The organism is Belliella alkalica (genome assembly GCF_022549785.1).
GTDB classification, from domain to species: Bacteria; Bacteroidota; Bacteroidia; order Cytophagales; family Cyclobacteriaceae; genus Belliella; species Belliella alkalica.
Genome location: NZ_JAKZGO010000004.1, coordinates 46,700 through 70,371, shown reverse-complemented (window position 1 = coordinate 70,371; position 23,672 = coordinate 46,700). Strand labels below are relative to the sequence as shown.

Annotated in this window: 20 protein-coding genes; 8 read left to right on the top strand and 12 right to left on the bottom strand. The window is 38.1% G+C overall.

Features of this window, described 5'->3' with window-relative positions:
* Positions 1–82: 82 nt before the first annotated feature.
* The 7 genes from MM213_RS06005 to MM213_RS05975 all read left to right on the top strand — a co-directional run bounded on the left by MM213_RS06005 (position 83) and on the right by MM213_RS05975 (position 7,798).
* Positions 83–667 (top strand): precorrin-2 dehydrogenase/sirohydrochlorin ferrochelatase family protein, encoded by a 585-nt coding sequence (locus tag MM213_RS06005; RefSeq protein ID WP_241410571.1) that lies wholly within the window; start codon positions 83–85, stop codon positions 665–667.
* Between the two features lie 248 nt (positions 668–915).
* A complete protein-coding gene (gene glyA / locus MM213_RS06000; protein WP_241410569.1) occupies positions 916–2,184 on the top strand; it encodes a serine hydroxymethyltransferase in 1,269 nt (422 codons plus the stop codon).
* A 169-nt stretch (positions 2,185–2,353) separates the two neighbouring features.
* Entirely contained in the window at positions 2,354–3,202 is an 849-nt protein-coding gene (gene tatC, locus MM213_RS05995) for a twin-arginine translocase subunit TatC (protein ID WP_241410567.1), read from the top strand.
* Between the two features lie 4 nt (positions 3,203–3,206).
* Positions 3,207–3,644 (top strand): ribose 5-phosphate isomerase B, encoded by a 438-nt coding sequence (gene rpiB / locus MM213_RS05990; protein WP_241410566.1) that lies wholly within the window; start codon positions 3,207–3,209, stop codon positions 3,642–3,644.
* Positions 3,645–4,027: 383 nt separating this feature from the next.
* Positions 4,028–4,819, top strand: coding sequence for a M15 family metallopeptidase domain-containing protein (locus MM213_RS05985; protein WP_241410565.1), 792 nt, complete (start codon positions 4,028–4,030; stop codon positions 4,817–4,819).
* 77 nt (positions 4,820–4,896) lie between these two features.
* Complete coding sequence (locus MM213_RS05980) at positions 4,897–6,366, top strand: glycine--tRNA ligase (protein ID WP_241410564.1); 1,470 nt, start codon at positions 4,897–4,899, stop codon at positions 6,364–6,366.
* 646 nt (positions 6,367–7,012) lie between these two features.
* On the top strand, positions 7,013–7,798 hold the full coding sequence (locus MM213_RS05975; RefSeq protein WP_241410563.1) for a hypothetical protein: 786 nt from the start codon (positions 7,013–7,015) through the stop codon (positions 7,796–7,798).
* Between the two features lie 337 nt (positions 7,799–8,135).
* On the opposite strand, the gene MM213_RS05970 is transcribed toward MM213_RS05975, so the two are convergent.
* The 12 genes from MM213_RS05970 to MM213_RS05915 all read right to left on the bottom strand — a co-directional run bounded on the left by MM213_RS05970 (position 8,136) and on the right by MM213_RS05915 (position 22,379).
* The gene (locus MM213_RS05970) at positions 8,136–8,810 is read right to left on the bottom strand and encodes a 3'-5' exonuclease (protein ID WP_241410562.1); all 675 of its coding nucleotides are present in this window, start codon (positions 8,808–8,810) and stop codon (positions 8,136–8,138) included.
* 1 nt (position 8,811) lies between these two features.
* Positions 8,812–10,758 carry a DUF294 nucleotidyltransferase-like domain-containing protein gene (locus tag MM213_RS05965; RefSeq protein WP_241410561.1) on the bottom strand — a complete coding sequence of 649 codons (1,947 nt, stop codon included), beginning with the start codon at positions 10,756–10,758 and terminating at the stop codon, positions 8,812–8,814.
* 284 nt (positions 10,759–11,042) lie between these two features.
* A complete protein-coding gene (gene acs / locus MM213_RS05960; RefSeq protein ID WP_241410559.1) occupies positions 11,043–12,935 on the bottom strand; it encodes an acetate--CoA ligase in 1,893 nt (630 codons plus the stop codon).
* Positions 12,936–12,977: 42 nt separating this feature from the next.
* A complete protein-coding gene (locus tag MM213_RS05955; protein ID WP_241410558.1) occupies positions 12,978–13,334 on the bottom strand; it encodes a response regulator transcription factor in 357 nt (118 codons plus the stop codon).
* A 6-nt stretch (positions 13,335–13,340) separates the two neighbouring features.
* Positions 13,341–16,064, bottom strand: a complete 2,724-nt coding sequence (locus MM213_RS05950; protein ID WP_241410557.1) for a sensor histidine kinase — start codon at positions 16,062–16,064, stop codon at positions 13,341–13,343.
* A complete protein-coding gene (locus MM213_RS05945; RefSeq protein ID WP_241410556.1) occupies positions 16,057–16,263 on the bottom strand; it encodes a hypothetical protein in 207 nt (68 codons plus the stop codon). Before MM213_RS05945 ends, MM213_RS05950 begins: the two co-directional genes overlap by 8 nt.
* 101 nt (positions 16,264–16,364) lie before the next feature.
* Complete coding sequence (locus MM213_RS05940; protein WP_241410554.1) at positions 16,365–18,068, bottom strand: sodium:solute symporter family protein; 1,704 nt, start codon at positions 18,066–18,068, stop codon at positions 16,365–16,367.
* Between the two features lie 20 nt (positions 18,069–18,088).
* Positions 18,089–18,352, bottom strand: coding sequence for a DUF4212 domain-containing protein (locus tag MM213_RS05935; protein ID WP_241273827.1), 264 nt, complete (start codon positions 18,350–18,352; stop codon positions 18,089–18,091).
* Between the two features lie 12 nt (positions 18,353–18,364).
* Positions 18,365–19,816: a porin gene (locus MM213_RS05930; RefSeq protein WP_241410552.1), complete on the bottom strand. Its 1,452-nt coding sequence runs from the start codon at positions 19,814–19,816 to the stop codon at positions 18,365–18,367.
* A gap of 137 nt (positions 19,817–19,953) precedes the next feature.
* Positions 19,954–20,376 (bottom strand): IS1/IS1595 family N-terminal zinc-binding domain-containing protein, encoded by a 423-nt coding sequence (locus MM213_RS05925; RefSeq protein ID WP_241410551.1) that lies wholly within the window; start codon positions 20,374–20,376, stop codon positions 19,954–19,956.
* A 136-nt stretch (positions 20,377–20,512) separates the two neighbouring features.
* On the bottom strand, positions 20,513–21,289 hold the full coding sequence (locus tag MM213_RS05920; RefSeq protein ID WP_241410550.1) for a ZIP family metal transporter: 777 nt from the start codon (positions 21,287–21,289) through the stop codon (positions 20,513–20,515).
* A 28-nt stretch (positions 21,290–21,317) separates the two neighbouring features.
* Entirely contained in the window at positions 21,318–22,379 is a 1,062-nt protein-coding gene (locus tag MM213_RS05915) for an FAD:protein FMN transferase (protein WP_241410548.1), read from the bottom strand.
* A 157-nt stretch (positions 22,380–22,536) separates the two neighbouring features.
* Here MM213_RS05915 and ruvB point away from each other — a divergent pair, with 157 nt between their 5' ends.
* Positions 22,537–23,571: a Holliday junction branch migration DNA helicase RuvB gene (gene ruvB, locus MM213_RS05910; RefSeq protein WP_241273822.1), complete on the top strand. Its 1,035-nt coding sequence runs from the start codon at positions 22,537–22,539 to the stop codon at positions 23,569–23,571.
* The last annotated feature ends 101 nt before the right edge of the window (positions 23,572–23,672 follow it).

Sequence of the window (23,672 nt, the reverse complement as noted above, 5' to 3'; positions counted from 1 at the left end):
AATATCGCAAAGCCAATATCCTAGTATCTCCGGCTTTTAAATTCAAGTTTGCGTTTATCTTATAGCTAGCATCCCATATCTCATGTCCAAAAACACCCTTTATCCCATCTTTCTCAAAGCCCATGAATTGAACTTTCTGCTTGTAGGAGGTGGATTTGTGGGGACAGAAAAGCTAAGCTTTCTGCTCAAAAGTAGCCCTGAAGCACAGGTTACAGCAGTATCGAAGGAGTTTAATGCTGAGTTTTTGGAGCTTGCTGAGTCAGCATCGAATGTTACTATGATTCAGGATACTTATGATGAAAAATACTTGGGAGGCAAGCACATTGTGATTGCTGCTACAAACTTCCCTGAAGTCAACAAGCAGATCCATGATGAAGCAAAAGAGCGGTTCCTCTTGGTCAATGTGGCTGATACACCTGAACTTTGCGATTTTTATTTAGGAGGAATCGTTACCAAAGGAAACTTAAAAATTGCCATTAGCACCAATGGAAAATCCCCCACTACAGCTAAGCGCCTTCGTCAATTACTCGAAGAAATACTTCCAGAAGAAATTGATGATTTATTAGAAAATCTAAATGCCTATCGAGACACCCTAAAAGGTGATTTCGAATACAAAGTTAAAGCTATGAATGAAATCACCGGCATGCTTGTAGAGAAGAATAAATAAAACTCAGGGGTAAACTAAGTGGCTTTTACTTAGCATTGAATTACTGTTTTAATAATTTGCAAAAAGACTTTTAAAAAGTATCAGGAAGTATACACAATCAATAATGCTCTCCAAATATTATTTGGCAAACTGAAAATGTGATGTTTTGAAGCATGATTTGTTTTCACAAGTTTTCTTTTAAGGTTTTATTCAATTGGATAATCCACTGATTAAAACTAATTTTGGGCAACCTAATTAAAATTATCACCATGAAAAGAGATCAGGCTATCTTTGACCTAATTGCAAAAGAAGAAAACCGTCAGAAGACAGGTATCGAGTTGATCGCATCTGAAAATTTTACCAGTAAGCAGGTAATGGAAGCGGCAGGAAGTGTATTGACCAACAAATATGCCGAAGGGCTTCCAAACAAGCGCTACTATGGTGGTTGCGAAATTGTCGATCAGATTGAGCAATTGGCGATAGACCGAGCAAAAGAGCTTTTTGGAGCAACTTGGGCAAATGTTCAACCACATTCAGGCGCACAAGCAAATGCTGCAGTGTTTTTGGCAGTATTGAATGCAGGAGACAGTATTTTGGGCTTTGATCTTTCGCATGGAGGTCACTTGACACATGGCTCTCCAGTAAACTTTTCTGGTAAATTATACAAGCCGCATTTTTATGGTGTAGAAGAAGAGACAGGTTTGATTGACTATGACAAAGTAGAAGCTACAGCACTTGAGGTGAAGCCTAAATTGTTGATTTGTGGAGCTTCAGCATATAGTAGAGATTGGGATTATGAGCGATTGAGAGATATTGCTGATCAAGTTGGGGCTATCTTGTTAGCAGATATATCGCATCCATCTGGTTTTATAGCCAAAGGTTTATTAAATGATCCTTTGGAATTTTGCCATATCGTGACTACGACTACCCACAAGACCTTGAGAGGTCCTAGAGGTGGTTTGATTTTGATGAGAGAAGATTTTGATAATCCTTTCGGGATTAAGACTCCAAAAGGAGAGTTAAGAAAAATGTCTGCACTTTTGGATTCTGGTGTTTTTCCAGGTACTCAAGGTGGGCCATTGGAACATATCATAGCTGCCAAGGCGATTGCTTTTGAAGAAGCACTCTCGGATGAATACATGGAATACATCCTACAAGTGAAGAAAAACGCAACGGTGATGGCTGATGCTTTTGTGGCACTAGGTTATAAAATCATCTCTGGCGGTACAGACAATCATTTGATGTTGATTGACCTTGGAAATAAGGAGTTGACTGGAAAAATCGCAGAGGAAACTTTGGGTAAAGTAGATATCACCATCAACAAAAACATGGTTCCTTTTGATAAAAGATCACCTTTTGTCACTTCAGGTATGCGAGTAGGTACAGCAGCTGTAACTACGAGAGGCTTAAAGGAATCAGACATGAAGCGTATCGTGACATTGATAGACAATGCACTTACCAATCATGAAAATGAAGAAGTTCTTGCCAAAATCAAATCGGAAGTAAACGATTGGATGGTACAGTTCCCATTATATTAATGTGATTACCCGCAATTACACCAATACTTACATATTTCTAAAATGTAATCGTGCGGATAATCGTCAACAGCCGACAGTCCATAGTGTCATATTTCAAAGTGTGAACATTATATTAAATGGCTATTGGTAAGAAGGTAGATAAAAATTTAATTAATTACCAAAATCAAAGGTGGCATTAGATCAGTATAGAGAAGAAGACGAGGAAGAAGAAGGGATGTCCTTCTTGGATCATTTGGAACAATTACGATGGCATTTGCTCAGATCTGTAGCAGCAGTTTTGATATTTACTATTGCCGCATTTCTAGCAAAAAGCATTGTGTTTGGGAAAGTGATTTTGGGTCCTTCCAAAGTTACTTTTGTAACTTATCAATTGCTTTGTAAAGTTTCGGATTATCTAAATATCCCCGCACTTTGCATAGATAAATTGCCTTTCACAATTCAAAGCCGTCAGATGACTGGGCAGTTTTCCATGCACATCACTTCCAGTTTGGTCGTAGGTTTGGTGGTTGCTTTCCCTTATTTGTTTTGGGAAATTTGGAGGTTCATTAGTCCGGGATTGTATAGCAAGGAAAGAAATGCAGCTAGAGGGGCAGTGTTCTTTGTGAGTTTGTTGTTCTTTATGGGGGCTGCATTTGGGTATTTTATCCTGTCGCCTCTGTCTATCAATTTCCTTGCAAACTATCAGTTGGATCCAAGTATTCTCAACGAGTTTGACATCACTTCTTATGTGACAACAGTCGTTATGTTGGTCTTGGCCTCAGCATTGATGTTCCAACTTCCCGTTGTAATCTACTTCCTATCTATGTCGGGATTGGTTTCTGCAGCGACTTTGAAGTCTTACAGGAGACATTCGATTGTAGTCATTCTGGTAGTCTCTGCTATCATTACACCTCCTGATGTCATTAGTCAAATCATCATTGCGATGCCGATTATGGTTCTCTACGAAACAGGAATCATGATAGCCAAGAGATTGGAAAAGAAAAGGGCTTTAGAAGAACTTAAAGAAAATCAACAATAAAACCATGTCAAAGAAAATAGCTATCGGGGGTGACCATGCAGGTTACGCTTACAAGCAAGATATGATTGCCAAGCTAGAAGCTGCAGGTTATATCATCAAGGATTTTGGACCTTATACTGATGCTTCTGCTGATTATCCAGATTTCGTTCATCCTTTGGCTGATGCGATAGAAAGCGGGGATTTTGAAAAAGGGATCCTAATCTGTGGAAGTGGAAATGGCGTAGCAATTACTGCAAACAAACACCAAGGTATAAGGGCAGCCTTATGCTGGAACCAAGATTTGGCAGCATTGTCAAGGCAACACAATGACGCCAACGTATTGGCACTTCCAGCGAGGTTTATACCTTTTGATCTGGCAGTAGAGTTGGCAGAAATTTTCCTTTCGACCGAATTTGAAGGTGGAAGACATGCTACTCGAGTGAATAAAATTGCTTGTAAATAAAAAAAAGCGAGATTTAGGTCTCGCTTTTTTTTGTGTTTTTTATCTAGTTTTACTTTTTTCATGTATCAAGCACAACCAATTCTTTCTTTTTGTTACGATTGGTTCGAAAAATTCAAAATGTTAAACTATGTAGGCCCTTAATTAAGAAAATCCCATTTTTCTTAATTAAGGAATTCCCTTATTTAAGTTTTTGATCAAAATCTTAAATTAGCCACTGGTTAATTTAAGATTTCCGCTTATTAGTTTTTGCATCTTCCAATTTGATCAAAATGGCTGTAAATCAATGGTATAAGTTGTTTTTCTGAAAAGTTATTAGTAAATTTTACTCATAATACGTTAGTTTCTGTTTTTTGATTTTGATTTCCACCATAAACTATAAAGACATGAATATCAGAGAAGTAACTATTTTTGTGCAAATCTGGCTGAAAGGCAAAGGTTTATACACAGGGAAAATTGATGGCGATTGCGGCCCTTTGACTTTGGCAGCCATAGACGCAACAGATCAGATCCCAAAAAATTGGTCAAACAGAAGAAAACTCGTAGGGATGCTACAATACATCACCATGCAGTTTGGTCAAAACCCTGGCAAGCTTGACGGCTATTACGGTCCCAATACACAATATGCTTATGAAAATAGTCTTAAAATCTCTGAAACAGGAAAGCAACCTGAGATTTGGAGGCCAGAAGAAATTGCCAATAAGCCCAGCAATTGGCCTAAGCAATATTCCGCAGAGTTCAATAATTTTTATGGATTGAAAGGAAGTAATTTGGTATTTGCCAATACACCATATCCTTTTAAAATTGCATGGAACCCCAATCAACAAGTCAATAGATTCACATGCCATGCAAAAGTAAAAGAGAGTGCAGAAAGGGTATTTCAGAAAGTATTGGATCATTATGGACATCAAAGAATCCAAGAATTGAGACTTGACTATTTTGGGGGTTGCTACAACGACAGATCGATCAGAGGTGGCACACTTCCCAGCATGCATAGTTGGGCAATAGCAATTGATTTTGATCCCATCAACAATCAGCTGAAGTGGGGACGAGATAGAGCTACATTTGCCATGCCTGAGTATGATCCATGGTGGAGGATTTGGGAAGAAGAAGGATGGGTAAGTCTAGGCAGACAGCGGAACTTTGATTGGATGCATGTACAGGCTGCTACTTTATAGTTTTAAGGCTTTTAATTCCTTTTTTATCCTACTTTCTTTCCTTTAAGTTCTCGATAAGTTTCCTTAATTTTGCCGCTATGGCAAAAAATGAACAAACTGCGGAAAATGCGCAACTGAAAGATATAATTGCACATGCCAAAGAGTATGGTTTTGTGTATCCATCCTCTGAAATCTATGATGGTCTGCAAGCTGTCTATGATTATGGGGCTTATGGGGTGGAGTTGAAAAACAACCTGAAGAGACTTTGGTGGGAAACGATGACCCGTCTCAACGATAATATCGTTGGGATTGACGCATCGATTTTTATGCATCCGACTACTTGGAAAGCTTCTGGTCATGTGGATAGTTTCAACGATCCGATGATTGACAATAAAGATTCCAAAAAGAGATACAGAGCAGATGTCCTGATCGAAGAAAAAGCGGCTTCTTATGAAAACGCTGGTGACAAAACCAAAGCCCAAGAGTTGCTCAATGCTATGGGCAGACTTTTGGAGGCAGAGGATCTAGCTGGTGTTCGCGACTTGATCATCAACGAAGATATCAAATGTCCTATATCTGGAACCACTAATTGGACGGATGTTCGCCAGTTCAATTTGATGTTTTCAACCCAAGTAGGCTCTGTGGCAGAAGATTCTTCCACCATCTACTTGAGACCTGAGACAGCACAGGGAATTTTTGTCAATTTCCTCAATGTCCAAAAGACAGCAAGAATGAAGGTTCCATTTGGAATTGCACAGATAGGTAAGGCTTTTAGAAATGAAATCGTAGCCCGTCAGTTTATTTTCAGAATGAGGGAATTTGAACAAATGGAGATGCAGTTTTTTGTAAGACCTGGCTCAGAATTGGAATGGTACAAGCAATGGGCTGATACAAGAATGAAATGGCATTTGGCTTTAGGCATTCCACAAGAAAAACTAAGAAGACATGACCACGAGAAGTTGGCTCACTATGCAAATGCAGCAATGGATTTGGAGTACCAATTCCCGTTTGGGTTCAAAGAAGTAGAAGGGATTCACTCAAGAACAGATTTTGATTTGAAGAGCCATCAGGAATTCTCAAAGAAAAAGCAGCAGTACTTTGATCCAGAAATCAATCAGAATTACATTCCTTATGTGATCGAGACTTCTATTGGAGCAGATAGATTGTTTTTGATGACTTTGTGCAATGCTTTTGTAGATGAAGAAGTGGAGGGTAAAAAAAGAACATACTTGAAATTCCATCCAGCTATTGCACCTGTAAAAGCAGCTATTCTTCCTTTGACCAAAAAGGATGGATTGCCTGAAAAAGGGAAAGAAATCTTTGATGCATTGAAATATGATTTCAATATCATTTATGAAGATTCTGGATCTATCGGTAAGCGCTACACGCGTCAAGATCTGATAGGAACTCCATATTGTATTGCTGTGGATCATCAAACTTTGGAAGACAACACAGTTACGATCAGGCATAGAGACACCACGGAACAGGAAAGGGTGACTATCTCTGAACTTCAGGGAAGATTGGCTGAAGCTTGTAGCTTTAGGAGGATTTTCGAGAAGGTCGGTTGATTGAGGATTGGAAGATTATAAAATTTCAAAATTTAGGAGCAGGCCTTTTGGGTTTGCTCCTTTTTGTTTTCAGGAAGGGTTTTTTTTAAAAAACTTGTCCACTCTTCACAGTCAAAAGTGGGGGAATAAGAAATTTTTTTGTCGATTCGTGGGGGCATGGGGATATCAAATATTGATTTAGAATTTAAAGTTTATGATTTTCTACAATGAGACCAGTAGGTGAATTTCCCAATAAAATCATGCGGATAATAGTTATTGGTTGATTAGTTATTAGTGTATCAATTGATTTAAAATTTATCAATTTATTTGGCTAGTGGTAAAAAAGCGGATATAGATCATAAAGTTTGAAAAGGAGTGAAGTCAATACTTTAAAAGAACAATATTTTATTTATAAAATATAATTACCTACTTTAATGTCATAGTTTCTTTGATGTCGGAATTATTATGAAAAAAATATTTTTGATGCTTTTAGTGTTCTTTTTTCACTCTATGTTAGCAGTATAAACTTACTTTAAAATGGTGAAAATAGTATTTAATCGCTAAATGTTTTCTGCTGAAGTATTTATACTCAACACTACGCAAAAACTTTTAGTAACAGTCAAATTAAAAAACTTTCGTTGAAATTTATTCTTTAAAAATCAATATTATGAAAAAGCTTTTGATTTTATTATTGTTTAGTCCTATCGCTCTTTTTGGACAAGATATAGAAGTGGGTGTTCAAGGTAGTTTTTGGTGGTCTAATGTTGGTATGTCAGGAGTAAAAGCTGGAAGCAATGGGACTCTAAATATAAGACAGATAAACAGTGTCTATCAATATCCATACAATCAAATAGGTTTGTATAATTTTAGAACTAATATTGGTTCGGATTTTATTTATGACAACCCTGGTGTTAGGGTTTTTATTAGAAAAAACTTTCCTAGCTATTATATCGCTTCTGGAATACAATATCATTCAGAAATTTTTGCAGTTGATATCCCCTATCAATCTAGTAATGGAAGCCAAATCGAGCAGTTATTCTCAAACCAGTCCCGTCTGGTTGAAATACCTCTTACTGTAGGTCACAGATTTTATTTTGCCCCTTACCTTAGGGTTTTTGGTGGTGTTCAGTTAACAAGAGCTTTCACTACTGCTGTCCATGATCGGTTTTTCACAGTTAAATATGGCCCAGATATTCCGATTTTTGAAGAGCCTATTTCGGAACTGGGATCAGTTTTGACAAATAATTTTAGAGATATCTATGCTAGCGCCCTTGGAGGTTTGGGAATTGATTACATGTTTATAACCTTGGATTTTCAAATTGAACGGACTGTGACTTCCATGACTAAATCAACATTGGAATTCAATGGAAACCCAGGGGTTTTTGACTTAAGGAAAACCAGAAAATCAATCTGGATAGGTTTTAAAATTCCTTTGAATTATAAATCAAATTAACCTTACCATACTTTAAGTTTTAGAAGTAATTAAAAGATTGAAAAATTTGGTTAACATCTAACATTGATTTTCAAGTTTTAGATGTTATAAATCAATAATTTTACAACATATAATGCACTGATAAACATTTATATTATTTTACGCTTCTCTGCTAGTAGCTTTAAGCCCATGGTTGATCGCGTACTTATTTTCAATATTTGAGGGTATCTACTATCAATCATTATCAGACCTAAGCTAAATCAGTTTTTTCTTTAGTTTGTTGCAAAGTTCCTTATATTCATGAACATTTAATGCGTAAACATGCCTTCAAAGAAACTGTCCGGCATTGATTTGAAAATCACCCCATCAATTCCCCGAAGTTCTTGATGCCCTTTTGCTCTGCTAATTTTAGGAGTTTCATCAATAATTGGGCTGTAAGGAATGCGTCTCCCGCTGCGGTGTGTCGATCATCCAGAGGAATCCCATAGCGGTCACAAAGGTTGTCTAAAGAATATTCCCCTCTTTTGTCCATTCTCGGATCATAGTGGGGGCCCTTTTCCAAACGAATTGCCAATGCCTTGGTGTCAATCATCGGGTTTAGCAATTCTTTTAAGCCAAATGATTTCAAAATCTTATTGATCATAGCCAAATCAAACCCGATATGATGTCCCACTATAATATCAGAACCCACATAACGAAGGAGATCTGAAGCAAAATCCTTTAAGGGTGAAATTTCTATAGGGTAGAGAATTTCATGAACCTTCACAGAGTTAGTGTTTTGGATGGGGGCATCTAGGTAAGTTTCAAAAGTTTCCTGTATATGAATGCTATATCCCTTCAGTTTGATAGCTCCAAATGACACGATGTAATCTTTTTTGGTATCCAATCCCGTGGTTTCAGTATCCAACACTACAAATTTGAGCTGGGAAATCGGTCTTAGTTTGGGTGTTTTTTTCTCAAACAAGGCTTCATATTCCTTTACAAAAGGAGATTTGGATATTTTTTTTCCGGTAAAAAAATCTAACCAACCCATATCAGTTTGTGAAATAATCTAATTGAAATCTTACTCGCATGATTTTTTGTAATTCATCTATTGGTGCAAATGTGTTTTTGAGTAATTGTCGCTGCAATTTACCCAAAACCTCCGGCTGTATATACCTACCACCACTATCAGATCGCATCCCTTCTATTGCCCGCATTCGCATAAGGATCTCATAAGCTTTACCAGCTTCCAGCATCAATTCTTGATGATTAGGTTCTAATTCCGCAAGTTTTTCGAATCGTTTGAAAGTATTGTTGATCCCAACTATCTTATGACTCAATACTAAAATCCTGGCAATATCTGCCAATGGCATCATGGCACGTAATTTTATATCAAATTTATCCCTATGCTCACCAGTTCTTTCCACAATGAAATTCCTGAAAAAACCCAAAGGAGCTGGATTCAGTAATGCATTTTTTGCCAAGAAATTCAAGAAAATGGTTTTCCCAGTAATCTCTTGATAAATATGATCTGTCATTTGATCTGCCAAGGTCCTGTGGCCAAATACAGGTCTGAAATCGAAAAAAATCGTCGCATGGAGCAAAGCTTTCTGATTTGGACTGATGATCCAATCAGAGAAATACTGCTTCCATTTGGATAGTGGTTGACACCACTTAGGGTTATTGGCCATCATATCTGCTGGGCAAGGTTGAAATCCGCAGATCAGTAATGTTTCGATAACTTCCTCTGCTATCAGCAACATGTATTTTTGTACTTCCTCCTCTTTACTTGGAGTCACGTCTTCATAGACAATGGCGTTGTCCAGATCTGTTCTCAGTAATTGTTCCTCCCGTCCTTCGCTGCCTAGTGAAAGGAAGCAAAATTTAACTTTTGAAGCTTCTGGGAAACTTGGGTCATGCTTGTTTTTGGCGATTTTGATTGCCCTTTGGATGATGATGTCATTGATTTCGGAAATTATATTTGCTACAAAATCCATCGCTACCTCATTTTCCAAATAATACTTCAGGAGTAACTCAGCACGATTTCTGACTTTTGCCATTTCATGGATATCCCAAGTATTCATCAGGGCATTGATCAATACTGCTGGACTATTTCCCTGAGATAATAATATGTCATGGTCCGATAATATCCCCGTGACTGGACTTTGGCTTGATCCATCTTCAGTGAAAATAAGATGATGAAGCCTATTTTTGATCATGGTCAAGTAAAGGTCAGAAAAGCCTGCATCTTTGCTTTTGGTAATGACAGGATTGGTCATTATTTTTTCTACCAAAGTATCGTATGATAGACCTTGTGCTACTACTTTGTTTCTAATGTCTTTATCTGTGATGATCCCCAGTGGGTGTTTGCTTTCATCGACTATAATGACTGATCCTACCCCTTTCTCAGACATCGCTTTAGCAGCTTCCCCTATGCTTTTTCCTACCAAACAACAAAGTACATCTGTTGAGAAATTCAAGTCTGATTGGCCAGTAAATATCAACAACCCATTGTCTTTGGACAATTCCTTAAACTCACTTCTAGCTTTTTGGGATTTGGATAGATCGGATCTTACCACTACCTGACCCGATGCAAATCCTGCTGCAAAGTACAAACTTACCCTGCTGTTTTCTTCCAGAATTTTTTCAAATATGCCAACAGGGATTGCATAGACTAAGCTATCTTCTTTCGCTTGAGCATTCAATATATATGGTCGCTTTCCCAAAAGTGCCAACACTCCAAAAACATCACCTTCGTCACAAACTTCCACTACTTTTTCTACACCATCCCTATATTCTGCTAGCTGCACGATTCCTTCTTTCAAGACAAAAAAGAAATTCTGTGCAGCATCTCCTTGGCGGAAAAGAAATTCTTCTTTGGCAAAATATTTCACCTCCACTTCCTTGGCAACCAAGCCTAAAGTGGCATCATTAAGGAATGTAAATGGGGGAAAACGTTTGAGAAACTCTTTTACCCTATTGACAATGACGTTGGACATTTGATTGTGAATTTGGTTGATTTAGCTTCTATTCTTCTCAGGGTTTTTTATAGAATTTCTTCTTTTGGTAAAGATATAAGTTGATAGTAGATATTCTTCATACTTCTAACAGCTATTTTCAAATAGAACACTTTGGTTTAAATCACTGTCTTAATGCGTTTATACCAAAAAAGGAGCAAATTTGAATTTAGTATTTGCCCCTTTTTCAATATAAATGAATCATGGATTAGATCCAGATATCAATCAATATCTATTCACCTCCAAAAGCAATGACTTAGCATCAATTACTGCCTCCCATCAATAATCTCCTTGACCACTTCAGGATCCAAAAGGGTGGAAATGTCTCCCATGCTATCAAGATTGCCTTCGGCCACTTTTCTGAGGATTCTTCGCATGATTTTTCCGGATCTGGTTTTTGGAAGCCCGGATACTATCTGGATTTTATCTGGCTTGGCTATAGGGCCTATGATTTTGGAGACTGTGGCTTTGATTTCATTGACCAAATTCTCTTCCGTCCTGTTGGTCATATCACAAATTACATATGCATAGATTCCTTGGCCTTTGACTTCATGCGGATAGCCAACTACTGCTGATTCGATCACCAAAGGATGTTCGTTGATGGCATTCTCGACTTCAGCCGTACCCATTCTATGGCCAGATACATTGATCACATCATCTACTCTACCCAAGATGCGGTAGTAGCCATCATGGTCTCTTTTGACACCGTCTCCAGTAAAATACATTCCCTTGTACGTGGAGAAATAGGTTTGCTTGCATCTGTCATGATCGCCATAAGTGGTTCTGATCATTCCTGGCCAAGGAAATTTGATGCATAAGTTGCCTTCAACCGAATTGCCGGTAAGTTCTTTTCCTTCAGGATCTACAATACAAAGCTGTACACCTGGAAGTGGCAGTGTAGCATAAGCAGGTTTGGTTGGTGTGATTCCAGCGATTGGAGAGATCATAATTCCGCCAGTTTCCGTCTGCCACCACGTATCTACAATTGGGCATTTTGTTTTTCCTACATGTGTATGGTACCAATGCCACGCCTCTTCATTGATTGGCTCCCCTACCGAACCAAGCACTTTTAAGGAACTCAAATCATAAGGTTGAATTGGGTCTGTTCCGTAAGCTTGCAATGCCCTAATAGCTGTTGGTGCGGTATAGAATTGATTTACTTTGTATTTTTCTACCACTGCCCAGAATCTTCCAGCATCTGGATAAGTAGGTACACCTTCAAACATAATTGAAGTGGCTCCAGCTAACAAAGGTCCATATACAATATACGAGTGCCCTGTGATCCAGCCAATGTCCGCAGTACACCAATACACATCACCAGGCGAATATTGGAATACATTTTCAAATGAATACTTAGTATAAACCATGTAGCCACCTGTGGTGTGCACTACTCCTTTTGGCTTTCCTGTAGATCCAGAGGTATATAGGATAAACAACATGTCCTCACTGTCCATCTCTTCAGCAGTATTTGTATCTGCTTCACCTTCGATCACTTCGTGCCACCAATAGTCACGGCCTTCTTCCATCGTGACTTCCTGTTCTGTTCTTTGGTAAACAATGACCGTTTCTACTGATGATTTCTCTAATGCTTCATCTACTACGGCTTTGACTGGTATTTTTTTATTCCCTCTGAAATTTCCATCTGAGGTCAACACTGCTTTGGCACCACAGTCATTGATTCTATCAGATAGAGCTGAGGAACTGAATCCAGCAAAAACCACAGAATGGATTGCACCGATTCTGGCACATGCCAACATAGCAATTGCCGCTTCTGGCACCATCGGCATATATATAATTACTTTATCACCTTTGCCAATTCCCTTTGCTTTCAAAGCATTCGAAAAACGACAAACTTCATGATAAAGCTCTCTATAGGTGATCGTACGACCTGCTTCATTTGGATCATTTGCTTCCCAAATAATGGCTGGACGATCTCCCAATGTGTATAAATGTCTTTCAAGAATATTTTCTGTGATATTCAATTTTCCGTTTACAAACCAATTTACATCTGGCCCATCAAAATCCCATTTGAGAACTTTGTCCCATCTTTTTTTCCAATGAAAAGAATCAGCTATTCTAGCCCAAAATTCCTCAGGTTGTGTAACGGATTTTTGATATTCATGAAAGTAACCGCTAAGGGTATGAATTCTATCACTCATGGTATGGTTATTTAAGATTTTAGGTTTATAATTTTTGATTAATCAATTCAATAAATTTTTGACTTTGGAAACAAGTTCTTTATTTCCAAAAGGCTTCGTCAAGTATAAATCAGCACCAAGATTAAGCCCTTTTTGAATATCTTGTTGCTTGCTTTTCGCAGTGAGAAATACCACTTTGATGTTAGTATGCTCTTCTTTGATGTGTTTGCAGACTTCATAGCCATCGACTTTTGGCATCATGATGTCCAGTAGAACCAGCTCAGGCTCTATTTCTGAAATTAGGTCTAGTGCCTCTTCTCCATCTCTTGCGATAAATACCTTGAATCCTTCTTTTTTGAATAGGTATTCTAGTGACAAAAGAATATTGGGTTCATCATCCACTATCAAAATCTTATTCATAATGTTTCAATTAATTATTTTCATTTTCGATTGGGCGAATGGAAGTGTGAATTCAAAACAGGTATAGTTTAATATTCTACGTACTTCAATTGTCCCATGATGATATTCTACTATTTTTTTTGAAATCGCCAAACCTAAGCCGCTGCCCAAAGGCTTTTTACTGGTCTGATTCTTAGCCTGAAAGAATTTGTCAAAAATATATGGCAATTCTTCCTCTGGTATTCCTTTTCCATCATCTGATACACTTATCAATAAATGACTCTCAGTTATTTTAGCTTTCAAAATAACCTTTGAATTGGCAAATTTTGATGCATTGGACAGAAGGTTCAAAAGGACTTGTTTGATCCTATCCTGATCCATTTGGATCAAGACATTTGAATTTATCAAGTTATATTCAAAATGAAGGCCTTTTTCTAGGAAAATGTGCTTCATTGAATCAATTACTTCCAAAATCAGTGAATCTACGTTTGAATTTTCGAGATTCAACTCTTGTCTGCCAGAGTCAAAGCGCTCAAGATCCAAAACCTGATCAATTAACCTGCTCATTCTTTTGGTTTCTTGTATAATTATTTCCAAAAACCTTGCTCTATCAGCTTCTGGAAGATCTTGATCCAACAAAATCTCAGAAAATGCACGAATGGAGGTAATCGGTGTCCTCATTTCATGCGTGACAGTAGATATAAATTCGTCTTTCAGCATATCATTGATCTGTAGAGATTCATTAAGAGATTTCAGTTTTTCCGACGCTATTTGAAGCTCCTTGGAATTGATCTCCAGCTGATCATTCAATGACTTCAGTTCACGTGCTTCTTTCAGGATTCCCAATACTTCTTCCATGCTGATTTCTTCCTCTTTGACTACAGATGCAACGATAATCCTAGCTGAAGCCGAGCCAATGATTCCTGATAACAAAAGCTCTGAATAATTCACCAATTCGGGATCAGCATATATTTTGTCATCAAGTTTTTTTCCTGTGTGTTTTACAAAATCTTGAAGAGCGTCATCTGTCTTATTGACACCTAAAAAGTTCATCAACAGTACTCTTAGATCTGGCACATAAGCTTGGCCTTTCCAAACAATTGCGGTGTCCAGTGATTCACTATACCTGAATATATCAACGAAAATTATAGCTTGATTGTGCTCTTTGGAAGTTTGCTGACTGAAAATTGAAATGACGACATACAATATTGAGTTGATTGTCAAACTGAAAAATAGCCCATGGCTTATGTAACTCAAGTCAGAGAATCCCAATAAGGATTGGGGTTTCAAAAAACCTAAACCAAATAAACCTTCGTTCAAAAGGACTTCTGATATATAGCCTGCTATCACCATCGTTGGTACTACCAATGTGTAAAACCATATCGAAAAACCTGCTAAAATCCCCACCAATGCACCAATTCTTGCACCTTTTTTCCAATAAATCCCACCAATGATCGCTGGTGCAAATTGTGCTATTCCAACAAATGAGATTAACCCAATGGAAACCAATGTGAATTGCCCTGCAATTTGTTTGTAATAGAGGTAAGCAGCTAGAATAATCAAGAAAATTGATACTCTCCGGGACCATATCAAAACCAAGCCAAGCCGATGTTGATATCTTTTTTGGAATTGGTCATTTATCAGGAGCAAAGGCATCACAAGATTATTACTTACCATTGTGCTCAATGCGATAGTAGAAACAATAATCATACCTGTGGCAGCCGAAAATCCACCCAAATAAACCAAAATTGCTAGCCATTTTTGATCAAAAGCAATCGGAAACGCCAAAACAAAAGTGTCTGCTTCATAATTTCCAATAGGAAAATGTACCAAACCTCCAAAAGCAATAGGAAGCACAAATATATTTATCAATAGTAAGTAAAGCGGGAAAAGCCACATGGCTGTATCAACATGCCTTTCGTTGGTATTTTCAATCACTCCCATCTGGAATTGTCTTGGAAGAAACAGGATGGCCATCATGGATAACACACTCATCCAAAACCATTCTGAAGCACTGTTTTCTCCTTGCATTACAAAAAGATGGTCTAATCCTTCAGCTACGGCTTTGCTGAAGATGTCGGTAAATCCGTCAAAAACAAAGTAAGAAACAAACACTCCTACAATCAGAAAAGCTATCAATTTGAAGATGGATTCGAAAGCTACCGCCATTACCATCCCTTCATGTTGCGCCGTAGCTTCTATATTTCTGGTGCCAAATAAAACTGTAAACAATGCCAGTCCCAAGGCCAAATAAAAGGCAGTATCCTGATAGAAAGGAAGGTTTGCGAGAGTTTCAGTAACCCCACTACCTTGTAAAATCTGAAATGAAGATGCAATGCCTTTGATCTGAATAGAAGTATAAGGTAATATGCCTAAAAGACAAACGATAGTGACTACTCCGCCCAAAGTGACATTTTTTCCATACCTGCTCGAAATAAAATCTGCGATAGAAGAAATCCGCTGTACTTTGGAAATCCTGATAATCTTCCGCATGACAATCCACCACAATGGGGCGATCAAACTCGGACCAATATAAATTGTGAGAAATTCTAGGCCGTTGGTTGCTGCTCTTCCTACGGATCCATAGTAAGTCCACGCAGTACAATAAACGGCCAATGTTAAAGCGTAAATGGCTGGGTGGTTTGAAAGCCTTCTGCCTTTTGATGCAGAACGTTCAGAAAACCATGCTATCGCAAAGAGCAAAGCCAGATAACCAAAAGTGAACGATATAATCAGCGCATTGCTAAACATCCTTCTTTTTTACTTTTTTGACAATCAGATAAGTCATTAGAATAATCCCAAGCCAAATAGCAAAAACAAATAAGTAAAGAACCGGTATGCCAAACCAAGTTTCAGGGATATTGTAAATCCCCAAGACAGGATAATTCAAAAGAATTAATCCTAAGAAAAACACGACCCACAGATATTGGTTTTTTAAACCTTCTTTCATCTTATTTGTATTTTCAAATCAAAAGTTTAAATTAAACTATTTCATATTTTAATAAAAGGAAACCCCAAGATTGAATCAATGGAGTTTCCTTATTTTTAAGATTAATGATCATGTGCTTTGCCTGCACCGCGGGGGATTCTGATTTCTTGAATCATGTCCTGAACATGCTGCGGAGGAGCCGGAGTTGCTTTTGAAACTGCAAAACATACAATGAAATTGATCAACATGCCTATAGAGCCTATTCCTTCAGGAGAAATTCCAAATAGCCACTTGTCTGGTGAAACCGCCTCAGGCGAGAAACCAAAGTGGGTTTGTCCAAACTTGAAGTAGGTAATGTAAAGGAGCGTAAAAACCAGTCCTGAGATCATTCCAGCAATAGCACCTTCTTTATTGATTCTGCTAGAAAATATTCCCATGATGATTACTGGGAAAAATGAAGCTGCCGCCAAACCAAAAGCAAAAGCAACCACTTCTGCAACAAAGCCAGGAGGATTTACTCCAAAGTATCCTGCCAATACGACGGCGCCAGCAGCTGAAATTCTCGCTATCAACAACTCTCTTTTTTCGGACATATTTGGCTTGAATGTTCTAAACAAATCACGAGATACAGAAGTGGAAATCACCAAAAGAAGACCAGCAGCTGTTGAAAGTGCAGCAGCCATTCCTCCCGCTGCGACCAAACCAATAACCCAATTTGGAAGGTTTGCGATTTCAGGACTTGCTAACACCATGATATCTTTATCAATCTTTAGCTCATTGGTTGCTGGATTTGGTGTGTATTGTACTATACCATCGCCATTCTTATCATCAACAGTTATCAAATTGGTTTTTTCCCAGTTTTCAACCCATACAGGCAAATCGTCCACAGGTTTTTCTGCAACTGTTTCTATGGCATTGTAAATTCCAAACACAGCTACTGCGGGTGCAGTGGTGTATAATATCGCAATGAAAACCAATGCATATCCAGCAGAGAGTCGAGCATCTTTCACCCTAGGAACAGTGAAAAATCGGACAATAACGTGCGGTAAACCTGCTGTCCCGACCATCAAAGCCAGAGTAATAGCAAAGATATCTGCCATTCCTTTTCTACCAGAAGTATATTCTGCAAATCCTAAATCTGCCAATACGCCATCAAGTTTGTCCAATAAGTAAGTGCCATCAGCTACTGTTCCACCCATACCCAATTGAGGAATAGGATTGCCTGTCAGCTGCATTGATACGAAAATAGCAGGAACCATAAATGCGAAAATCAAAACACAATATTGGGCAACTTGTGTGTAAGTAATTCCTTTCATACCACCTAATACTGCATAGAAAAATACTATACACATCCCGATGATTACACCTGTATTGATATCGACTTCCAAATAGCGTGAGAATACGATTCCAACACCTCTCATTTGTCCAGCCACATAAGTGAATGAGATGAAAAGTGCACAAATTACAGCAACCACACGTGCCTTATTGGAATAATAGCGGTCACCAACAAAATCTGGAACTGTGAATTTCCCGAATTTTCTCAAATAAGGAGCAAGCAATAACGCCAAAAGAACATATCCTCCGGTCCAGCCCATGAGATATACAGATCCATCATATCCTGAAAAGGCAATGATTCCAGCCATAGAAATAAATGATGCTGCCGACATCCAGTCTGCTGCTGTCGCCATTCCATTGGCTAGGGGAGATACGCCTCCGCCTGCTGTGTAGAATTCTTTTGTAGATCCTGCTCTTGTGTAGATCGCAATTCCAATGTAAAGTGCAAATGATGCTCCTACAAGTATATATGTCCAAGTTAAAATATCCATTTTGTAATTTCTATTTGAGATTAATCTTCATTTACATCAAATTCCTTGTCAAGCTGATTCATGCGCACAACATACACAAAAATCAAAATCACAAAGGAATAAATGGAGCCTTGCTGGGCAAACCAGAACCCTAACTTGAAACCGCCAAGACGTATTTCATTGAGTTGTTCTACGAATAATATTCCGCATCCAAATGATACGATAAACCAGATGAATAGAAGTACTCCCAAGATTCGGAGGTTCTTTTTCCAATAGGCTTCTTTACTAAATTTGTTTTCTGACATGGTTATTGGGTTTTATAAGAATATTTGTGTTTGAAAGATAAATTCTCCTGCTGTACCTGATTTGTTGAAGTTTTCAAAAATCGGTCTTTGACTATATTGTAAAGTGAGTTTAGCCTGATGGGCATTGATGTAATAATTCATCCCTGCATCATATTGCCAAGCTCCTTCATTATAATATTCGAAATTTTTGTGGGTAATTGCGGCAAATGGTTGAAGTCTTCCTTTTTCTCCAAGCCAGTTTTTTGGTAGTAAAAATCCAGTTTGATTATAAAAAATTTTTCCCGTACCAATCATAGGTTGTGAATTTCCTGGACCATTTTGAGTAGTTCCTGATCCGAAACCAACATTCATGATGCCAACGTTCCGAATGTAATTTGGTCCAAAATCATAATGGTAAAAGACGGAATAGGTAGTCAATGCAGTTCCTGAAGCTTTGTTTATTGGCAAATCTAAAAATGTGTCTATGCCAAACAGTTTGATATCGTGATTCTGGATTTCACCGTTTGCAGTTACCGAGTTGGTAGCCTCGGGGTGATGATGCCAACCTGCGCCAATATTGAATACTTTTTTTGAACCTAGATAGGATCCGACAAAAAAAGGAAGTTTATTATTTTCTTTTTCAAGAAATTGATATGCTATGTATCCCTGAGTTGCCCAATTGTCATTGACCACATTTGCCGCTACAGGTCTGCTGGTGGTTGCTTCATACCTCCCGCCAGAACCTACCGAAAAGGGTTTGTTCAAAGCAATTCTATAGTCCCATTTGGCTATTTGACCTTTTGCATAGAAACCAAACTGTCTAGCAAATTGATCAGTCAACTCTATCAATGGCCAATTGAAAATCGGAGCATCTATTGCCATAAAGTTAAGAGTGCTATGACTCGACATTCTAGATATTCCATTCCAATAATGAAGCCCCATGCCTGCGTAGAGTTCATTGGTTATCTTGAATTCCGTCCAGATATCGTGAAAAAAAAGTTGGGGTTTCTTTGCTGACATTCCAGATGCGCTACCTACTCCAGTCTCAGGATCTACGATAACGGGAACATTCCCTGGGTTTCCAGTCAATCCTCCACCAGGCACTCCTCCATTTGTGAAGGTTTGATTGTTTATTCCCCAATGTGACAAAATAAGGAAACGTGGAGAAATTTCAGCATAGGCGAGAACTCTTGCTCTTCGAATTCCAATATCTGTAGAAGTGGATTGTGGGTTACCTGATACATCAAGAGTCCCCGGGTTATTTTCTGTAGCTCTCGCCCACATTTGATTCCAGAAAAGGAATCTAATGTATTTGGATCCATCTTCATTGAGCTTTAGAGTGAGTGGTTTGTATGTATGGTCTACAAAATCCCCAGCTTTGTTCCCCATTTTTACTATGGATGGAATAGTGTCTTGGGCAAGGGTTGAATTATTTGATACGACCATGACAAATACAATAGAAAACATTGTCAAATGGATTTTCATGATTATTTGGGTTTACTAATTGGGTTTCTCACAACATTTCTGATTGCGAGTAGGCCAAGTTGAAAAGTTCCCCGTGAAATGAAAAAATAGATGTAGATATTTGTTAATTTATTATAGAAAAAATAATATAATTTGGTTTATCGATTTTTGAACCGCTCCCATTTGATAATCATGAACTTATCCCCAAGTTCGGTTATCAGCATTCCTGTATCCAATAAATTCTCCTTAATAGCCATAAACTTCACTAATTCAGTATGGTTCAAGACTCTGTAGGTAGGTCTATAATCATTGCTTTCTGGTGCTTTGATTTTGTATTGCTTGACCCAGTTCATTACCGAAACATGGCTGACACCTAAGATTCTTTCTATTTCTCGGTAGGAAACCCCCTCGATATAGAGTTGAAGGGCTTTGATTACATAGTACTTATCTATGGATTTACCCAGCTTATTCACTGTAAAATGGTATCCACATTTTTTGCACTTAAATCTTTGCCTGCCGCCAACTACGCCGCTTTTCACAGTCTTGACGTGATCACATTTTGGACAAATTGGCTTTTCCATAAAAAACTATTTTGGACTCAATATACTAATTTAGCGAAAGTATAATATTTTAGCAATATATAAGTATATTTTGATATTCAAAAGATTCAAACCAAATTTAATTCCGAATTTAACCCTTTATGCCAACTTAAAAATACTAAGACAAGAACTCAAACGAAATTGCTAAAGCAAATGCAAGAATGCTAATAAATACTTTATTTAGATGAAATTTGTGGTCGGGACTGCTTTCAAAGAAAATAGTCGTGGAAATGTGTAAAAACCCTCCTGCTACCATACCATAAAAAACATTCAAAGCGCCTCTTCCGATTAAATCTTGATCAAACAAAACAGAGCTCAGTATCATGCCTAATGGAGATGCTAATGCAAAAATCACCAAAAGCACAAATACCCAGCKTTTTTTTAATGCACTCATCAACACCGCCACTAATGCAAATGCTTCTGGTCCTTTGTGCAGCATAATTCCAAACATCAAATTATTACTTCCATGATGGTGGTGATGATGGTGTCCCTCATGTGCACCATGGTCATGGGCCACGAGAATTCCATCATGTGAGAGCAATGTACCTTCCAAAAATGCGTGTAAAAACAGACCAATCATCAATGTCCATACCCCAGATTCAATCCCATGATGATGGCCATGATGATGAATATGACCATGCTCCACCCCAGAGGAAAATAACTCCAAAACCTGTTGAAGTAAAAAACCCAACAGTATGTACAAGCCCATTTTTGTGGCATCTTCAGTGCCCACAAAAAGCTCAGGGAGAATATGTAATACAGTGATTGCAAATAGATACGAACCTGCGAAAACCAAAATAAGTTTGAAGTATCGTTCTTGCCAGCTAGGGATAAAATAAGCAAGGCTACCAGCGATCAAAGCGGTAAAGAATAACAAAAGGAAGTTTACTAACATGTTGAATTAAGCTTTGGCTGGGTGAAAATTATTGTGAGACTGTGAAAGACAAATAAGGCTTCAAGCCTTCACTTGCATAGGAAAGAGTTTTTCCTTCCTCATCACTATAAATCAAGAAAACTTCAAAATCCGAGTTCTTTTGTAGCTCTATGGCCTTATCTGTTCCCATGACCATCAAAGCTGTTGCTATAGCATCTGCATACATACAGTTCTCTGCCAAGACTGTTGCACTCAAAAGACCATGTCTCACCGGTCTTCCTGTTTTTGGATCAATAGTATGGGAAATCTTCTTGCCATCTAAGTCATAAAAATTTCGATAATTTCCTGAGGTTGCCATGCCTTGGTTTTTCAAAGCTACAATACTGTACAGCTCGTTTGGATTGCTGTCTGCTTCTGGTCTGTTGATCCCGACTTTCCAGAGCTCTCCCTCGTCATTTACACCTTTGGCTACCAATTCTCCTCCAATTTCTACAAGCATGTTTTGCACGCCTTGTTCTGTGAGGTAATCCGCTACGACATCTACTCCATAGCCTTTTGCGATAGCCGAAAAATCCAAATACATATCGGGCTTCATTTTCCAGACTTTCTTTTCATCAAATTGGATTGCTGAAAAATTGACCAAATTTAGCATTGCGTCTATATTCACACTGTCTTTCAGCTGAGGCCCTCCAGGCCCAAAGCCCCAAAGGTTTACTATTCGACCTACAGTAGGGTCAAATGCACCATTTGTTTGCTCAAATACTTTTTTGCTGACCCGCAAGATTTCAGGAAAATAAGTGGTCTCAAATAATAAAGTATCTGTTTTATTGAAAGAACTAAGTTCGGAATCTGAAATATAAGTGGACAGTGATTGATTAAAATCCAATAGAATTGAATCGATTCCTGCTTTGAAATCACGCGATTCTGCATCCAGATAGACAATTCTGTATGTAGTGCCCATTGTATTTCCAGTGAGCACGACTTTTTCAGAAGTAGGTTCTAATCCTTTTTCAGCTGGTTTTTGCTTGTTTTCACGATACAAATAGACGATTGCTACTAAAAGAAAAAGGATGATAGAATAAATAATATTTTTATTCGCATTGCTACGCATAGAGGCTAATTTTTTTTGCGAATTTAAGTCTATTTTTTGAATTTTTGGGTTGATTGAACGATCAGTTGCAATAATATTGCACAGTAGAATTCGGAAAATCATTTATCTTTTTGCCTTGCTTGATTTTTCTATCTTTGTATCTATTGAACTTAAGAACATGAGAGAAGATTATTTAAGCGGAGATGATGAACATTTGAGTCCAAAGGACAAAGAGATTGAGAAAGCACTCCGTCCTCTGAGTTTTGATGATTTTACCGGTCAACATAAGATTGTTGAAAACTTGAAAATATTTGTCCTAGCCGCAAAGCGAAGACAGGAGCCTCTTGATCATGTATTGCTGCACGGCCCTCCTGGCTTGGGAAAAACTACTTTGAGTAATATTATTGCAAATGAACTTCAAGCAGGTATTAAAATCACTTCGGGGCCTGTTTTGGATAAACCTTCTGATTTGGCAGGTCTATTAACCAATCTTGAAGAGGGCGATGTGCTTTTTATTGATGAAATTCATAGACTCAATCCTATTGTTGAGGAATATTTATACTCCGCTATGGAGGATTTTAGGATCGATATCATGCTGGATTCTGGCCCAAATGCCCGTTCGGTGCAGATTTCATTGAGTCCATTTACTCTTATTGGAGCTACGACCAGATCAGGATTGCTCACTTCACCTTTGAGGGCAAGGTTTGGCATCAATTCACGATTGGAATATTATGATGCAAAGTTATTGACTGACATTGTGATCAGATCGGCTAGTATTCTTCAAACACCCATAGATGAAATTGCGGCATTTGAAATAGCAAGAAGGAGCCGTGGTACGCCTAGAATCGCAAACATGCTTCTTAGGAGAACCCGTGACTTTGCTGAAATCAAAGGCAATGGAACCATTACCTTGGAAATCGCAAAATTCGCACTGAATGCGCTCGATGTAGATGAAAATGGTCTAGATGAGATGGACAATAGAATCTTGATGACCATCATAGAAAAGTTCAAAGGTGGTCCAGTCGGATTAAGCACCATTGCTACTGCTTGTGGGGAAGAGGCGGAGACTATTGAGGAGGTTTACGAGCCATTTTTGATTCAAGAAGGGTACCTCAAACGTACTGCAAGAGGTAGGATGGCTACAGAATTGGCCTATAAGCATCTCAAAATCAAACCGAATTTTGGTAGTGAAACAGGAAGCTTATTTTCTTAATTAAAAAATTTATGTCAGCAATGACACCATTAAGGAAATAGAAAAGGGATATTTAAAATCCAGATATTAATTGACATTCGATATTCATGGAAATTGGTCTT

What these genes read in the sequence shown, in the direction of transcription:
- MM213_RS05940 (WP_241410554.1), bottom strand. Translation starts at nt 18,068, where the DNA reads ATGGATATTTTAACTTGGACATATATACTTGTAGGAGCATCATTTGCA.
- MM213_RS06005 (WP_241410571.1), top strand. Translation starts at nt 83, where the DNA reads ATGTCCAAAAACACCCTTTATCCCATCTTTCTCAAAGCCCATGAATTG.
- MM213_RS05975 (WP_241410563.1), top strand. Translation starts at nt 7,013, where the DNA reads ATGAAAAAGCTTTTGATTTTATTATTGTTTAGTCCTATCGCTCTTTTT.
- MM213_RS05970 (WP_241410562.1), bottom strand. Translation starts at nt 8,810, where the DNA reads ATGGGTTGGTTAGATTTTTTTACCGGAAAAAAAATATCCAAATCTCCT.
- MM213_RS05930 (WP_241410552.1), bottom strand. Translation starts at nt 19,816, where the DNA reads ATGAAAATCCATTTGACAATGTTTTCTATTGTATTTGTCATGGTCGTA.
- acs (WP_241410559.1), bottom strand. Translation starts at nt 12,935, where the DNA reads ATGAGTGATAGAATTCATACCCTTAGCGGTTACTTTCATGAATATCAA.
- MM213_RS05955 (WP_241410558.1), bottom strand. Translation starts at nt 13,334, where the DNA reads ATGAATAAGATTTTGATAGTGGATGATGAACCCAATATTCTTTTGTCA.
- MM213_RS05965 (WP_241410561.1), bottom strand. Translation starts at nt 10,758, where the DNA reads ATGTCCAACGTCATTGTCAATAGGGTAAAAGAGTTTCTCAAACGTTTT.
- MM213_RS05980 (WP_241410564.1), top strand. Translation starts at nt 4,897, where the DNA reads ATGGCAAAAAATGAACAAACTGCGGAAAATGCGCAACTGAAAGATATA.
- MM213_RS05915 (WP_241410548.1), bottom strand. Translation starts at nt 22,379, where the DNA reads ATGCGTAGCAATGCGAATAAAAATATTATTTATTCTATCATCCTTTTT.
- MM213_RS05945 (WP_241410556.1), bottom strand. Translation starts at nt 16,263, where the DNA reads ATGAAAGAAGGTTTAAAAAACCAATATCTGTGGGTCGTGTTTTTCTTA.
- MM213_RS05935 (WP_241273827.1), bottom strand. Translation starts at nt 18,352, where the DNA reads ATGTCAGAAAACAAATTTAGTAAAGAAGCCTATTGGAAAAAGAACCTC.
- MM213_RS05950 (WP_241410557.1), bottom strand. Translation starts at nt 16,064, where the DNA reads ATGTTTAGCAATGCGCTGATTATATCGTTCACTTTTGGTTATCTGGCT.
- ruvB (WP_241273822.1), top strand. Translation starts at nt 22,537, where the DNA reads ATGAGAGAAGATTATTTAAGCGGAGATGATGAACATTTGAGTCCAAAG.
- MM213_RS05985 (WP_241410565.1), top strand. Translation starts at nt 4,028, where the DNA reads ATGAATATCAGAGAAGTAACTATTTTTGTGCAAATCTGGCTGAAAGGC.
- glyA (WP_241410569.1), top strand. Translation starts at nt 916, where the DNA reads ATGAAAAGAGATCAGGCTATCTTTGACCTAATTGCAAAAGAAGAAAAC.
- rpiB (WP_241410566.1), top strand. Translation starts at nt 3,207, where the DNA reads ATGTCAAAGAAAATAGCTATCGGGGGTGACCATGCAGGTTACGCTTAC.
- MM213_RS05925 (WP_241410551.1), bottom strand. Translation starts at nt 20,376, where the DNA reads ATGGAAAAGCCAATTTGTCCAAAATGTGATCACGTCAAGACTGTGAAA.